A 14,145-nucleotide genomic window follows, 5' to 3' on the forward strand; every position below is an offset into this window, starting at 1 on the left:
GGCATGGCCGAACAATTGAACGATCGAGACAGTTCCGGCCTAGCCGACAAGCTCATGCAATATCTGCCGGCGCGCTTCCGTCCCGGCACGGCGGTGGTGCCGGTGGTGCGGCTCTCGGGCGTGATCGGGGCGGTGACACCGCTGCGGCCGGGCATGACGCTCGCCGGGGTCGCGCGAATCCTGGAGCGGGCGTTTTCCTATCGGAATGCCAAGGCGGTAGCGCTGGTGATCAATTCGCCCGGCGGCTCGCCGGTGCAGTCGCGCCAGATCTATCTGCGCATCAAGCAGCTTGCGGCGGAGAAGAAGCTGCCCGTGCTGGTGTTCGTCGAGGACGTCGCGGCCTCCGGCGGCTACATGATCGCCTGCGCCGGCGACGAGATCATCTGCGATCCGTCCTCCATCCTCGGCTCGATCGGCGTGGTCGGCGGCAGCTTCGGTTTCCAGGACGCGATCAGGCGGCTCGGCATCGAGCGGCGGCTCTACACCGCCGGTGCGCACAAGGCGATGCTCGATCCGTTCCTCCCGGAAAACCCGGATGACGTGGCGAAGCTGAAGGCGATCCAGCGCGAGATCCACCAGATCTTCATTTCGCTGGTGAAGGACAGCCGCGGAGCACGGCTGAACGGCAATGACGACACGCTCTTCACCGGAGAGTACTGGGCCGGCGAGAGCGCGATCGCGCTCGGGCTCGCCGACGGCATCGGCGATCTCCGCTCAACTCTTCGTGCCCGCTATGGCGAGAAGGTTCTCACCCCTGTGATTGCCCAGCCGACAGGACTTTTGTCCGGCCTTTTTGGGCGGAAAGCGCCCGGCGCGGGGCAGCTTTTGGCCATGGAATCAATGGCCGGGCTGCCGGACGAGCTGATCTCGGCGGTCGAGACGCGGGCGATTTGGGCGAAATTCGGGTTCTAGGCCGAGCTGTCCCGCGCCATTTGGTCCGCCCCGAGCCAATTGCAGCGCGGCTCGGTCTGCGCGAGAATGCTTGTGGGGGCTGAGCAGTGAACAAGGATCGACAGATGCCGCCGTTCGTCGCTTTCGCGGGCGTCCTGGGCGGGCTTGCCGTGGTCCGCTGGGCCTACAAGACCGCCGTCCGGATCAACCAGGAGCTGGAGGAGATGCGCCTGTCGCGTGTCGCCGAAGCCGCCCACATGGGGGACATCCAGACGCTGAAACGTGACCCCGTGACCGGAGCTTATAGGCCGGGTTAACCGCTCCACACACCGCTGCCGTAGGGTGGGCAAAGCGAAGCGTGCCCACGAGCAGTATCGATTTCAGCGAAGATGGTGGGCACGGCGCAAGCGCGCCTTTGCCCACCCTACGGCACCTCCCGGGACGATGGGCTGTTTGGCCCGAATCCGCCCCCTTTGCCTTGATTCCCACTCCCGCCGTCGATACGGTCCCGCGCGATTCAAAACCCCCCGCGAGAGCCTGATCTGACGATGGACGCCTCATTGCCCGCCCATATGCGCCCGGAACGTTCGTTCCAGGGCTTCATCCTCGCGCTCCAGCGGTTCTGGGCCGAGCAGGGCTGCGTGATCCTGCAGCCCTACGACATGGAGATGGGCGCAGGCACCTTCCATCCGGCGACGACGCTCCGCGCGCTCGGGCCAAAGCCCTGGAATGCGGCCTATGTGCAGCCTTCGCGCCGGCCCAAGGACGGCCGCTACGGCGAGAATCCGAACCGGATGCAGCACTACTACCAGTTCCAGGTGATCATGAAGCCGTCGCCGCCGAACCTTCAGGAGCTGTACCTGAAGTCGCTTGCCGCGATCGGCATCGATTCCGCCGTGCACGACATCCGCTTCGTCGAGGACGACTGGGAGAGCCCGACGCTGGGCGCCTGGGGTCTCGGCTGGGAGTGCTGGTGCGACGGCATGGAAGTCAGCCAGTTCACTTACTTCCAGCAGGTTGCCGGCTTCGAATGCGCCCCCGTCGCGGGCGAGCTCACCTATGGGCTCGAGCGTCTTGCGATGTATGTGCAGGGCGTCGACCGCGTCTATGACCTCAACTTCAACGGCCGCGAGGGCGACGCCAAGGTCACCTATGGCGACGTGTTCCTGCAAGCCGAGCAGGAATATTCGCGGCACAATTTTGAATACGCCGACACCGCGATGCTGTTCGAGCAGTTCAAGATGGCGGAAGCGGCCTGCCGAAAGTATCTCGACGCCGGCTGGCGCGAAGGCGGCAACAAGAAGCAGCACCTGATGGCGCTGCCGGCCTATGACCAGTGCATCAAAGCCAGTCACGTCTTCAATCTCTTGGACGCGCGCGGCGTGATCTCGGTGACGGAGCGGCAGAGCTACATCTTGCGTGTGCGCGAATTGGCAAAAGCCTGCGGCGAGGCCTGGATCCACACTGAAGCGGGCGGAGCGGCCTGATGCCCGAACTTTTGCTTGAACTGTTCTCGGAAGAAATCCCCGCGCGGATGCAGGCCAAGGCGGCCGACGATCTGCGCCGCATGGTCACCGACAAGCTCGTCGCCGAAGGCCTGGTCTATGAGGGCGCGAAAGCCTTCGCGACGCCGCGCCGCCTCGCGCTCACCGTGCACGGCATCCCCGCGCGCCAGCCCGATCTGAAGACCGAGCGCCGCGGACCGAAGGTCGGCGCGCCCGATGCGGCCGTGCAGGGCTTTCTGAAAGCGACAGGTCTGAAGTCGCTGGATGAGGCCAAGATCCAGCGCGACCCCAAGGGCGACTTCTACATCGGCTTGATCGAGAAGCCCGGTCGCGACGCGATCGACGTGCTCGCGGAAATCCTGCCCGTCATCATCCGCACCTTCCCCTGGCCGAAATCGATGCGCTGGGGTGCGCGCTCCGCCAAGCCGGGCTCGCTGAGTTGGGTGCGTCCGCTGCACGCGATCACCGCGACGTTCGGGCTCGAGACGGAAGAGCCTGATGTCGTGAAGTTCGAGGTCGACGGCATCGAGGCCGGCCAGACGACTTATGGCCATCGCTTCATGGCGCCGGACGCGATCTCCGTGCGCCGCTTCGAGGACTATGAAGCCAAGCTGAAGGCGGCAAAGGTCATCCTCGATCCGCAGGCGCGCAAGGACATCATCTTCGAAGACGCCAAGGAGCTGACCTTCGCGCAAGGCTTTGAGCTGGTCGAGGATCAGGTGCTGCTCGACGAGGTCTCGGGCCTCGTCGAATGGCCCGTCGTCATGATGGGATCGTTCGAGCAGGAATATCTCGCGATCCCCGACGAGGTGATCCGTGCCACCATCCGCAACAACCAGAAGTGCTTCGTCGTCAAGGACCCGAAGACGGGCAAGCTGACCAACAAGTTCGTCCTCACCGCCAATATCGAGGCGACCGACGGCGGCAAGGTCATCGTATCAGGCAACGAGCGCGTGATCCGTCCGCGCCTGTCGGATGCGAAGTTCTTCTACGAGACGGATCTGAAGACGAAGCTCGAGGATCGTCTGCCGAAGTTCGAGCAGATCGTGTTCCACGAGAAGCTTGGAACGCAGGGCGCGCGCATCAAGCGCATCGCGCGTCTTGCCGCCGAGATCGCGCCGCTGGTCGGCGCCGATGTCGCCAAGGCGACGCGTGGTGCGCATCTCGCCAAGGCGGACTTGCTGACCGAGGTCGTCGGCGAATTCCCCGAGGTGCAGGGCCTGATGGGCAAGTACTATGCGCTGGCGCAAGGCGAGGACGCCTCCGTCGCTGCTGCCTGCGAGGAACACTACAAGCCGCAAGGCCCCGCCGATCGCGTGCCGACCGATCCGGTTAGCGTTGCGGTGGCGCTCGCCGACAAGATCGATACGCTCGTCGGCTTCTGGGCCATCGACGAGAAGCCGACGGGATCGAAGGATCCGTATGCACTGCGTCGCGCAGCGCTGGGCGTGATCCGGCTGATCGCCGAGAATGCGCTGCGTTTGTCGCTGATGCAGGTGGCGGCGTCCGCGCTCGCCGGCTTGTCGGTGCAGCCCGCGGATGCGCAGAAGCTCCCGAGCGACCTGCTCGCCTTCTTCGCCGACCGCCTCAAAGTCCAGCTCCGCGAGCAGGGCGCGCGTCACGATCTCGTCGATGCCGTGTTCGCGCTCGGCGGCCAGGATGATCTCCTGATGATCGTCCGCCGCGTCGAGGCGCTCGGAAAATTCCTCGACAGCGACGACGGCAAGAACCTGCTCGCCGGCACCAAGCGCGCCAGCAACATCCTCTCGATCGAGGAGAAGAAGGACAAGCGCAGCTTCGACGGCGCGCCCGATGCTGCGCTCTACAGCCTCGCCGAGGAGAAGGCGCTGGCGAAGGCGATCGGCGAGGTGAAGGCGGAAGCAAGCGCCGCCGTCGCCAAGGAGGACTTCGCCGCCGCGATGAGCGCGATGGCAAAGCTGCGTCCGCCGGTCGACGCATTCTTCGACAAGGTGCGCGTCAACGACGACGATGCGAAGGTGCGCGAGAACCGGCTGAAGCTGCTCAACGAGATCCGCAGCGCCACGCGTGCGGTGGCGGATTTCTCGAAGATCCAGGATTGAGGCGCGGTCGCGCGGCAAACACCACTGTCATTCCGGGGCGCGCCATTTGGCGCGAGCCCGAATCCATTTCTCTACGTCACGCGCGGCTCGATGGATTCCGGGCTCGCGCTCCGCGCGTCCGGAATGACGGGCGCAAAAAAGCCCCGCCCGGCGGGGGGAGGACCGGGCAGGGCCTGATGTCCGATTTACACTGCTTCGCGCCAGCCCGATTGAAGTGACGCGCCGGACATCGAGTCGAGTTCATGTCGAGCTGAACTAGTCCATCACCTCGACGATGCGACGCGAGCGCGGCTCAACCAGCACGGTCTCGCCGTTCACGACGGTGTAGCGATAGGTGGTGGCGCCGAAACGTTGCGGCACGTCATAATAGGTGATGCCGGTCTCCGGTAAGGTGGCTCCGACCACCACGCGATCCGGAATACGGAAGGCCGGCACACGTTGTTCAACGACATAGTCGCGGAAGGCCGGCCGCTGTTCGACGGCGATGGTCGGGCCAGAGTCGACGACGACAGGCGCGCGTCCGACTGTGACCCCGCTTTGCGCCTGCGCCGCCAAGGGCGAGCCGATCGCGGCCGCAAGCGCTGCAAGAGCAAGAATCCTGTTCCGCATGGAAAACTCCTTCGTCGTGATTCTTCGGGACGCGCCAGTGGCGCGACCGGTTGCCAATGCATGCCTCTTGGCAATGTTCCGGGAAAAGCCCTGCCGCATCGGCGGCAATTTCGGGCAGTTTTCGTGAGTGGCGGGAACCGGCCCGCCGCTTGCGCGTCTCTACTCGCGGAACCAGGGCCGCTATGATCCGCCCGCGATTCGCCTCACCTCATGGAAAGATAGTTCATGCACATCACCGTCGCCCACATTTCGCCGATCCTGTCGTTGATTGCGGGCGTGCTCATCCTGATCATGCCGCGGCTGCTCAACCTGATCGTCGCGATCTTTCTCATCATCAATGGCGCGATCGGGCTTGGGCTCCTGAAGTGGCTTCACCTCTAGGGGTTCACTTTCCGGAACAGTCCGACTTGCGCGGGCCCGCCCAAAATGGTGTAAGGCCCGCGATTTCCCGTCCCTCTCGCAGGTTGTGTGCAAGCTATGGCCAAAGCCGCCTCGAAGCCTAATAAATCTTCAGCGAAATCAAAGTCTTCCGCCGCCGCGAAAGCCGCGCCGCCGGCCCGTAAGGCGCTGGCCAAGAGCGCCCCGAAGCCGGTTGCCAAAGCGACTGCAAAAGCGGCCACCAAGCCAGCAGCCAAGCCGGCTGCAAAGCCCGCCGCGAAAGCTGCAAAGGCTGTGACCAAGCCGGTTGCGCCGAAGAAGGCTGCCCCGGCCAAGGCCGCGCCAGCGGCGCCCAAGGCCGGCAAATGGGTGTTCACATTTGGTGACGGCAAGGCCGAGGGCCGCTCGGAAATGCGCGACCTGCTCGGCGGCAAGGGTGCCAACCTTGCCGAGATGGCCAATCTCGGCCTGCCGGTGCCTCCCGGCTTCACCATCCCGACCTCGGTCTGCACCTATTTCTACGAGCACGGCAAGTCGTATCCGAAGGAGCTGAAGCCGCAGGTCGAGAAGGCGCTGGACTATGTCGGCAAGTTGACCGGCAAGGTGTTCGGCGACACCAAGAACCCGCTGCTCGTCTCCGTGCGCTCCGGCGCGCGCGCTTCGATGCCGGGCATGATGGACACCGTGCTCAATCTCGGCCTCAACGACGAGACTGTCGAAGCGCTGGCCGAGCTCTCGGGCGACCGCCGCTTCGCCTATGACAGCTATCGCCGTTTCATCACCATGTATTCCGACGTGGTGCTCGGCTTCGAGCATCATCACTTCGAGGAAATCCTCGACACCTTCAAGGACAGCCAGGGCTATTCGCTCGACACCGACCTGTCGGCCGAGGACTGGGTCGAGCTGGTCGGCAAGTACAAGGACGCCGTCGCCCGCGAGACCGGCAAGGAGTTTCCGCAGGATCCGCACGATCAGCTCTGGGGCGCGATCGGTGCGGTGTTCTCATCCTGGATGAACGCGCGCGCGGTGACCTACCGCAAACTGCACGACATTCCGGAATCCTGGGGCACCGCGGTCAACGTGCAGGCCATGGTGTTCGGCAACATGGGCGAGACCTCGGCGACCGGCGTTGCCTTCACCCGCAACCCCTCGACCGGCGAGAGCAAGCTCTACGGCGAGTTCCTGATCAACGCGCAAGGCGAGGACGTGGTGGCGGGCATCCGCACGCCGCAGGACATCACCGAGGAAGCGCGGAAGGAATCGGGCTCCGACAAGGCGTCGATGGAAGCAGCAATGCCGGAGGCCTTCAAGGAGCTGACGCGGATCTACACGCTGCTCGAGAAGCACTACCGTGACATGCAGGACATGGAGTTCACGGTCGAGCAGGGCAAGCTGTGGATGCTCCAGACCCGCGGCGGCAAGCGCACCGCGAAGGCGGCGCTGCGCATCGCTGTCGAGCTCGCCAATGAGGGCCTGATCTCGAAGAAGGAAGCGGTGACGCGGATCGATCCCGCCTCGCTCGACCAGCTCCTGCACCCGACCATCGATCCCAACGCCAAGCGCGACGTGATCGCGACCGGCCTGCCGGCTTCGCCCGGTGCGGCCTCCGGCGAGATCGTGTTCTCCTCGGACGAAGCGGCCAAGCTCCAGGGCGATGGACGCAAGGTGATTCTGGTCCGCGTCGAGACCAGCCCGGAAGACATCCACGGCATGCACGCCGCCGAAGGCATCCTGACCACGCGCGGCGGCATGACTTCGCACGCGGCGGTGGTCGCGCGCGGCATGGGCAAGCCCTGCGTCTCCGGCTGCGGCACCATCCGCGTCGATTACGGCCGCGGCACCATGAGCATCGGATCGCGCACCTTCAAGACCGGCGACGTCATCACCATCGACGGCTCGCTCGGCCAGGTGCTGGCTGGCCGCATGCCGATGATCGAGCCGGAGCTGTCCGGCGAGTTCGGCACGCTGATGAACTGGGCCGACCAGGTCCGCAAGATCGGCGTGCGCGTCAATGCCGACACGCCGGAGGATGCGCGCACCGCGATCAAGTTCGGTGCCGAAGGCATCGGCCTCTGCCGCACCGAGCACATGTTCTTCGAGGAAACCCGCATCCGCACCGTGCGCGAGATGATCCTCGCCGAGGACGAGCAGGCGCGCCGCGCGGCGCTGGCAAAGCTGCTGCCGATGCAGCGCGCCGACTTCGTCGAGCTGTTCGAGATCATGAAGGGCCTGCCCGTCACGATCCGTCTGCTCGACCCGCCGCTGCACGAGTTCCTGCCGCACACCCATGCCGAGGTCGAGGAAGTGGCGCGCGCCATGAACACCGACCCGCGGCGCCTCGCGGACCGCGCGCGTGAGCTGTCGGAGTTCAATCCGATGCTCGGCTTCCGCGGCTGCCGCATCGCGATCGCGTATCCTGAAATCGCCGAGATGCAGGCGCGCGCGATCTTCGAGGCGGCGGTCGAGGCGCAGAAGCGCACCGGCAAGGCCATCGGCCTCGAGGTGATGGTGCCGCTGATCGCGACCAAGGCCGAGCTCGATCTGGTCAAGGCGCGGATCGATGCCACCGCGCAGTCGGTGATGCGCGACGCCAACACCAAGCTCGCCTATCAGGTCGGCACCATGATCGAGCTGCCGCGCGCCTGTCTGCTCGCGGCCGAGATCGCGCAGTCGGCCGAGTTCTTCTCGTTCGGCACCAACGACCTCACGCAGACCACCTACGGCATCAGCCGCGACGATGCGGCGAGCTTCCTCGGTCCCTACGTGGCGAAGGGCATCCTCTCGGTCGATCCCTTCATCGCGCTCGACCAGGAAGGCGTCGGCGAGCTCGTCAAGATCGGCGTCGCACGCGGCCGCAAGACCCGCGCCTCGCTCAAGGTCGGCATCTGCGGCGAGCACGGCGGCGATCCCGCCTCCGTCGCCTTCTGCCACAATATCGGCCTCGACTACGTCTCGTGCTCGCCCTACCGCGTGCCGATTGCGCGGCTTGCCGCGGCGCAGGCCGCGCTCGGCAAGGCGATTGCGAGCCAGGCGTAAGCACGAATTGAAATGTCGAATGCGAAGAGGCGGGGCCAAACCCCGCCTCTTTTCATTTTTGTACACTGCTCTCTCCACGCCGTCATTGTGAGCGCAGCGAAGCAATCCAAAATCTCTCCGTGGAGGGGTTTCTGGATTGCTTCGTCGCAAGGGCTCCTCGCAATGACGGCGTGGCGAGAGCGTGCGCTCGCAAAAAACGATGGAGGGAACTCAACACGCGTCCCGTAATGAGACGCGTGCAAGAGTTCCTTCACCATACGCGTTGACCAGATGTTTACCGCTTCAGATGAGGCGGCATTTACCACGCACGCAATCGCCCCGTGAAAACACCTGTGTTCGCTTGAGTGTGCCGCGCGCGCAACGCCGATTAACGCCCCGGCAACCTAAATTAGATACTTACGAAAAAGATCGAATTGCACGGATGTACTGAGTTCGATCGGAACGGGCGTAAGCGTTGCGTGAGCGTATCGATGTCAGTGTTGCGTAACCATCCGAAGGGCGCGCGGTTCGCGTCCTTCATCGGTCTCTGCATCTTCGCATTGATGCCGAGAGAGACCGGCTATCAGGACATTGCCTCTCTGCTGGCGCGCCAGCCCGGCGTCGCCGAGCGTTGGCAGAAGCAGGTATTTTCCGCGGCGTCCTCGATCCAGCTCGCCACCTACAGCTTTTCCCGCCCCATTGGCACGTCGACGCCGCAGAGCGCGATGGTTCGGCTCGCGAGCCTCGATGGCCGTGACGTCACCGGCGCGATCAGCCGCAATCCGGCGCTGCAGGCGCCGCCGCGCTACCAGGCCGCCGATTTTCCCAAGGTCGATCGCTCGCTGAAGGGCGATCGTCTCGCAGCCGTCGCGCCCACGCAGGCGCCCGAGACGACAGCACCGGACGCCGCACCCGCGCAGGAAGATCCCGCGACCTCGAACAGCTCCGTGTTCGGCGCGAAGACCGCCACCTTGCCGCAAGCGATGTCGCAAGCAATGTCGCCGGAGTCCGCAGCCGCGCTCGATCCCGAACTCGCCGAAGCGCTGCGCGCGCCGCCGCTGCCGCAATATGCCAATCCGCCAAAGGCCAGCGACCTTGCCCGATCGTTCGCGGTGCAGCCGCTGGAGGCACTGAAGAAGGCGACGCTACCGGCGGCACCGCCGCGCGATCCCTTCAGCGTCAAGACCGCGAACCTGTTCTTCGGCAGCTCCTCGCTCGGCGGCAATCTCGAGAGCATCGAGAGCTGGCAGCCCGGCGCCGAGCCGCTGATCGTGATGCCCGATCCCGACATGAAGGTGACGGCGTCGCTGACGCCGCCGACCGAAGAGATCGCCAGGGATATCGAAAGCGGCGAGAGCGTCGCGCCGAAGGGAGAGGTCAACGTCGACAACCAGCGCGCCAGATCACCGGCGGAGCGGCTCGCGCTCGACGACAAGTCACGCGCGAAGTCGGAAAAATGTCTCGCCGAAGCGATCTACTTCGAATCCCGCGGCGAAGCTGTGCGTGGCCAGATGGCAGTCGCGCAAGTCGTGATGAACCGCGTATTCTCCGGCAAATATCCGGACACCGTGTGCGGCGTGGTCTATCAGAACAAATATCGCCACTTCGCGTGCCAGTTCACCTTCGCCTGCGACAACAATCCCGACGTGATCCGCGAGCCCGAGATGTGGGACCGCGCCAAGAAGATCTCGAAGGCGATGCTCGACGGCCAGATCTGGCTGCCCGAGGTTGGCAAGTCCACGCATTACCACGCCTACTGGGTGCGCCCGTCCTGGGTCGCCGAGATGAAGAAGATGTACAAGACCGGCGTGCACACCTTCTACCGCCCGCGCGCCTGGGGCGACGGCAGCGAGGAACCGAGCTGGGGCACGCCGGCGCAGACCGCCGCGCTCTCGGCCGAGCTCGCGCAGGAAGCCAAGAGCTCCGCCGAGATGAGTGCGAGCGAGCGAAGGTAGTCTTTCCACACCGTCATGGCCGGGCTTGTCCCGGCCATCCACGTCTGGCTATGGGGAACGAAGAACGTGGATGCCCGGGACAAGCCCGGGAATGACGATCTACGCCTCGATATCCAGCGCGCAGTCGAAATTCGGTGCCGAATGCGTCAGCGCGCCGGCTGAGGCGTAGTCGACGCCGGTCGCCGCGATCGCGGCGATCGACTCCGGTGTGACGCCGCCGGACGCTTCCAGCTTGAGGCGCCCCTCCGTCATCCGCACCGCCTCGCGCAAGGTCGCAAGATCCATGTTGTCGAGCAGCACGGCGTCGGCGAGACTTGTGTCGAGCACCTCGTGCAGTTGCGCCAGCGTATCGACCTCGATCTCGATCTTGACGAGATGGCCGGCGTAAGACCGGGCGCGCTCCAACACCGGACGGATGCCGCCCGCGACCGCGATGTGGTTGTCCTTGATCAGGATCGCATCGTCGAGCCCGAAGCGGTGATTGAAGCCGCCGCCGCAGCGCACCGCGTATTTTTCCAACGCCCGCAATCCCGGCGTGGTCTTGCGCGTGCAGCAGATCCGCATCTTCGTGCCCTCGGTGCGCGCGACGTAGTCGGCCGTGAGCGTCGCGACGCCCGACAGCCGGCCGACAAAATTCAGCGCGGTCCGCTCTGCGGTGAGAATGGCGCGCGGCCGGGCCGGAGATCATCAGCACGTGCTGCCCCCGAGCGACGCGCGCGGCATCGCGCACATGGGCGCGCACCTCGATGTCGGACGAGAGCTTTTGTAGCGTCGCCAGCGCCAGCGGCAATCCGGCAATCACGCCGGACTGGCGCGCGACCAGAATGGCCTGCGCTTTCGTTGCTTCGGGAATTGTCGCGAGCGAGGTGATGTCGCCGGCGCGGCCGAGGTCTTCCGCCAGTGCGCGCTGCACGGCCTCGTCGATGGCGAGGGGCGAAAGGAAGGCGTCGGGATAGAGCAGGGAGGTCGGGGTCATATCGAGTGTCCTTCAGGCAATCATGGGTTGGACGGTGCGCGGCAGCGGACGCTCGCTCAGGCTGTCCGCGATTTCGCGTGCAGCGGCGAGCGTGGTCATTGTCCGCTGCGCCAGCGCGGGAACATCCGCCGGATGGTCGGAGCGGAAATGCGCGCCGCGGCTCTCGCGGCGGGTCCACGCCGAGGCTGCGACGAGCAGGGCCGTCGTTGCCATGTTGCGGACGGTGATGCTCGTCGCCTCGCGTTCCAGCGCGGCGAAGCTGCGTACGGCTTCGGTAAGACCGTCACCATCGCGGATCACGCCGACATTCGCACTCATCATCGCCCGCAACCGCGCCACGCTGGCTGCATCCGGCGCGCCGACGCGCTGTGTCACCAGCGCATCCGGAAGCCGGGCCGGCGAGGGGATCGCGCGGCCGGCGATGTCGTCGGCGATGCGCGCGGCATAGACCACGGCTTCCAGCAGCGAGTTCGAGGCGAGGCGGTTGGCGCCATGCGCGCCGGTGGACGACACCTCGCCGCCGGCCCAGAGCCCGTCGATCGAGCTGCGGCCGCGTGCATCGACCGCGATGCCGCCCATGTGGTAATGCACCGCCGGCGCGATCGGGATGGCCTGCGTCGCGGGATCGATGCCGGCGGCGATGCAGCTTGCATGCACGGTCGGAAATTTGTCGGCGAAGCGTGCGCCCAACGCCTGACGTGCATCGAGGAAGGCGCCGCGCCCGGCGGCGATCTCCGCGAACACGCCGCGGGCGACGATGTCGCGCGGCGCGAGCTCGGCGAGCGGATGGTGGGCCAGCATGAAGCGCTTGCCATCGCCATTGATCAACGTCGCGCCTTCGCCGCGTAGAGCTTCGGTCGCGAGCGGCGCAGGATCGCGTCCGACCATGATGGCGGTCGGGTGGAACTGCACGAATTCGGGGTCGGCGATGACCGCGCCGGCGCGTGCAGCGATCGCGACGCCCGAGCCGTTCGCTTCAACCGGATTGGTGGTGACGGCATAGAGATGGCCAATGCCGCCGGTGGCGAGCACCACCGCGCGTGAGGCGAGCAGGACCGGTCGCGCCGCCGAATCGCCGGCCTTGCGCAATTGAAGTCCGGTGACCGCGCCGTCTTCCGTCAACAGCGCCTCGGCGACAAAACCTTCGATCAGCCGGATCGAGGGTGTGCGGCGCACGGCCTCGCTCAAGGCCGCGATGATCGCCGCGCCCGCGCCGTCGCCGCGCACATGCACGATGCGCCGCGCGGAATGCGCAGCTTCCCGCCCGACGGCGAGTCGGCCTTCAAGGTCGCGATCGAACGGTGGTTATGGGTCCCGGATCTGCGCTCCGCTTCGCTGCGCTTGTCCGGGACGACAGCTGTGTTGTTGCTGCTTCTCGCCTTCAATTCTTCAGATTGATCATCCGCTCGACCGAACGCCGTGCTCGCGCTGCGAGCGCGGGATCGATCGTGACCTCCTCGCGCAGCGTCAGCAGGCTCTCCAGGATGTTGGCGAGGGTGATGCGCTTCATGTGCGGGCAGAGATTGCAGGGGCGCAGCATCTCCACATCGGGCAGCTCGGCGCGGACATTGTCGGCCATCGAGCATTCCGTGATCATCACCAGCCGTCGCGGCCGCTTGTTGCGCACCCAGTTGATCATGTGCGCGGTCGAGCCGGTGAAGTCGGCTTCCGCCAGCACGTCCGGCGGACATTCGGGATGCGCGATGATTTGCACCGACGGATCGGCGTCGCGAAACGCGCGCAGCTCTTCGCCCGTAAAGCGCTCATGCACCTCGCAGGCGCCCTTCCAGGCGATGATCTTCACGTCGGTCTTGGAGGCCACGTAGGTGGCGAGATAGCGGTCGGGCAGGAAGATCACGGTCGGTGCGTTCAGGCTCTCCACCACCTGCACCGCGTTGGACGAGGTGCAGCAGATGTCGACCTCGGCCTTCACCTCCGCCGAGGTGTTGACGTAGGCGACGACGGGTACGCCGGGGAATTTTTCGCGCAGCAGCCGCACGTCGGCGCCAGTGATGCTGGCCGCGAGCGAGCAGCCGGCGCGCGAGTCCGGGATCAGCACCGTCTTGTCCGGATTGAGCAGCTTCGACGTCTCCGCCATGAAGTGCACGCCGCATTGGACGATGATGCCGGCTTTCACCTTGGTCGCTTCGACCGCGAGCTGGAGCGAGTCGCCGCCGATGTCGGCGACGCAGTGGAAGATCTCCGGCGCCTGGTAGTTGTGCGCGAGGATTACCGCGCCGCGGGCTGCCTTTAGCTCATGGATGGCCTTGATGGTGGGCGCCATCAGCGGCCACTCGATCGGCGGGATCACGTGCTTCACGCGCTCATAGAGCGGAGCCGTGGCGCGCTCGACCTCATCGGTCCATTCCAGCGAGGGCATCGGCAGCGCAGCTTCCGTGCGCGCCGGCGCAGCGCGAGGAGCGATGGTGGTGCGGCCCTGAGGCGGGCCTGCAAGATCGTCGGGGCCGTAAATTCCAGTGATCGGCATCAAAGCCTCCCGTCTATGCCAATTATGCTCTATATGAGTATATATGGAGCCTGAGAAATCCGGCCGAGAGGGCCGGGGGTGCTTCGCCAGAGCTTACATATACTCAATTTGAGTAAATCGAAGATAACACGCCCTGCAGTCGGCCGCTAGGGCCAGCCGCACACATTCCCGTCAAGTCGGCCTTATCGCGTCAGGCGAGCCCGCGACGAAACGCAATGCTCTCGCGGCAGCCCTTCGTAGAATGCAG

Annotated in this window: 9 protein-coding genes and 2 pseudogenes; 7 read left to right on the forward strand and 4 right to left on the reverse strand. The window is 65.4% G+C overall.

Annotation, left to right across the window (positions count from 1 at the left end; genetic code table 11):
* Window positions 1-3 precede the first annotated feature (3 nt).
* The 4 genes from FOM02_RS32665 (at window position 4) to glyS (ending at window position 4,477) form a co-directional block, all read left to right on the forward strand.
* Window positions 4-912, forward strand: coding sequence for a S49 family peptidase (locus FOM02_RS32665; protein WP_027558177.1), 909 nt, complete (start codon window positions 4-6; stop codon window positions 910-912).
* A gap of 104 nt (window positions 913-1,016) precedes the next feature.
* Complete coding sequence (locus FOM02_RS32670; protein ID WP_027558178.1) at window positions 1,017-1,208, forward strand: hypothetical protein; 192 nt, start codon at window positions 1,017-1,019, stop codon at window positions 1,206-1,208.
* A 231-nt stretch (window positions 1,209-1,439) separates the two neighbouring features.
* Window positions 1,440-2,378, forward strand: coding sequence for a glycine--tRNA ligase subunit alpha (locus tag FOM02_RS32675; protein WP_027558179.1), 939 nt, complete (start codon window positions 1,440-1,442; stop codon window positions 2,376-2,378).
* Window positions 2,378-4,477, forward strand: coding sequence for a glycine--tRNA ligase subunit beta (glyS, locus tag FOM02_RS32680; protein WP_027558180.1), 2,100 nt, complete (start codon window positions 2,378-2,380; stop codon window positions 4,475-4,477). Before FOM02_RS32675 ends, glyS begins: the two co-directional genes overlap by 1 nt.
* A 255-nt stretch (window positions 4,478-4,732) precedes the next feature.
* Here glyS and FOM02_RS32685 read toward each other — a convergent pair whose 3' ends face one another.
* On the reverse strand, window positions 4,733-5,086 hold the full coding sequence (locus tag FOM02_RS32685; RefSeq protein WP_027558181.1) for a DUF1236 domain-containing protein: 354 nt from the start codon (window positions 5,084-5,086) through the stop codon (window positions 4,733-4,735).
* A gap of 225 nt (window positions 5,087-5,311) precedes the next feature.
* Between FOM02_RS32685 and FOM02_RS32690 the strand changes: the two genes are divergently transcribed.
* From FOM02_RS32690 to FOM02_RS32700, 3 genes are all read left to right on the forward strand, one after another.
* Window positions 5,312-5,467 (forward strand): DUF3096 domain-containing protein, encoded by a 156-nt coding sequence (locus FOM02_RS32690; protein ID WP_074077234.1) that lies wholly within the window; start codon window positions 5,312-5,314, stop codon window positions 5,465-5,467.
* Window positions 5,468-5,563: 96 nt separating this feature from the next.
* Complete coding sequence (gene ppdK, locus FOM02_RS32695; RefSeq protein ID WP_027558182.1) at window positions 5,564-8,500, forward strand: pyruvate, phosphate dikinase; 2,937 nt, start codon at window positions 5,564-5,566, stop codon at window positions 8,498-8,500.
* A 470-nt stretch (window positions 8,501-8,970) separates the two neighbouring features.
* Window positions 8,971-10,434 (forward strand): cell wall hydrolase, encoded by a 1,464-nt coding sequence (locus tag FOM02_RS32700; protein WP_265440574.1) that lies wholly within the window; start codon window positions 8,971-8,973, stop codon window positions 10,432-10,434.
* 99 nt (window positions 10,435-10,533) lie between these two features.
* Here the strand turns inward: FOM02_RS32700 and nadC are convergent.
* The 3 genes and pseudogenes from nadC to nadA all read right to left on the reverse strand — a co-directional run bounded on the left by nadC (window position 10,534) and on the right by nadA (window position 13,898).
* A pseudogene (nadC, locus tag FOM02_RS32705) lies at window positions 10,534-11,410 on the reverse strand (carboxylating nicotinate-nucleotide diphosphorylase).
* Window positions 11,411-11,422: 12 nt separating this feature from the next.
* Window positions 11,423-12,712, reverse strand: a pseudogene (locus FOM02_RS32710) (L-aspartate oxidase); the annotation flags it as partial.
* 79 nt (window positions 12,713-12,791) lie between these two features.
* Window positions 12,792-13,898, reverse strand: a complete 1,107-nt coding sequence (nadA, locus tag FOM02_RS32715) for a quinolinate synthase NadA (RefSeq protein WP_027558186.1) — start codon at window positions 13,896-13,898, stop codon at window positions 12,792-12,794.
* Between the last annotated feature and the right edge of the window lie 247 nt (window positions 13,899-14,145).

The sequence above is a fragment of the Bradyrhizobium sp. SEMIA genome, assembly GCF_014844175.1.
Taxonomy (GTDB): Bacteria; Pseudomonadota; Alphaproteobacteria; order Rhizobiales; family Xanthobacteraceae; genus Bradyrhizobium; species Bradyrhizobium arachidis.

Excerpts from the sequence above, each read along its gene's own strand:
- FOM02_RS32665 (WP_027558177.1), top strand. The coding sequence starts at position 4 with ATGGCCGAACAATTGAACGATCGAGACAGTTCCGGCCTAGCCGACAAG.
- FOM02_RS32670 (WP_027558178.1), top strand. The coding sequence starts at position 1,017 with ATGCCGCCGTTCGTCGCTTTCGCGGGCGTCCTGGGCGGGCTTGCCGTG.
- FOM02_RS32675 (WP_027558179.1), top strand. The coding sequence starts at position 1,440 with ATGGACGCCTCATTGCCCGCCCATATGCGCCCGGAACGTTCGTTCCAG.
- glyS (WP_027558180.1), top strand. The coding sequence starts at position 2,378 with ATGCCCGAACTTTTGCTTGAACTGTTCTCGGAAGAAATCCCCGCGCGG.
- FOM02_RS32685 (WP_027558181.1), bottom strand. The coding sequence starts at position 5,086 with ATGCGGAACAGGATTCTTGCTCTTGCAGCGCTTGCGGCCGCGATCGGC.
- FOM02_RS32690 (WP_074077234.1), top strand. The coding sequence starts at position 5,312 with ATGCACATCACCGTCGCCCACATTTCGCCGATCCTGTCGTTGATTGCG.
- ppdK (WP_027558182.1), top strand. The coding sequence starts at position 5,564 with ATGGCCAAAGCCGCCTCGAAGCCTAATAAATCTTCAGCGAAATCAAAG.
- FOM02_RS32700 (WP_265440574.1), top strand. The coding sequence starts at position 8,971 with ATGTCAGTGTTGCGTAACCATCCGAAGGGCGCGCGGTTCGCGTCCTTC.
- nadA (WP_027558186.1), bottom strand. The coding sequence starts at position 13,898 with ATGCCGATCACTGGAATTTACGGCCCCGACGATCTTGCAGGCCCGCCT.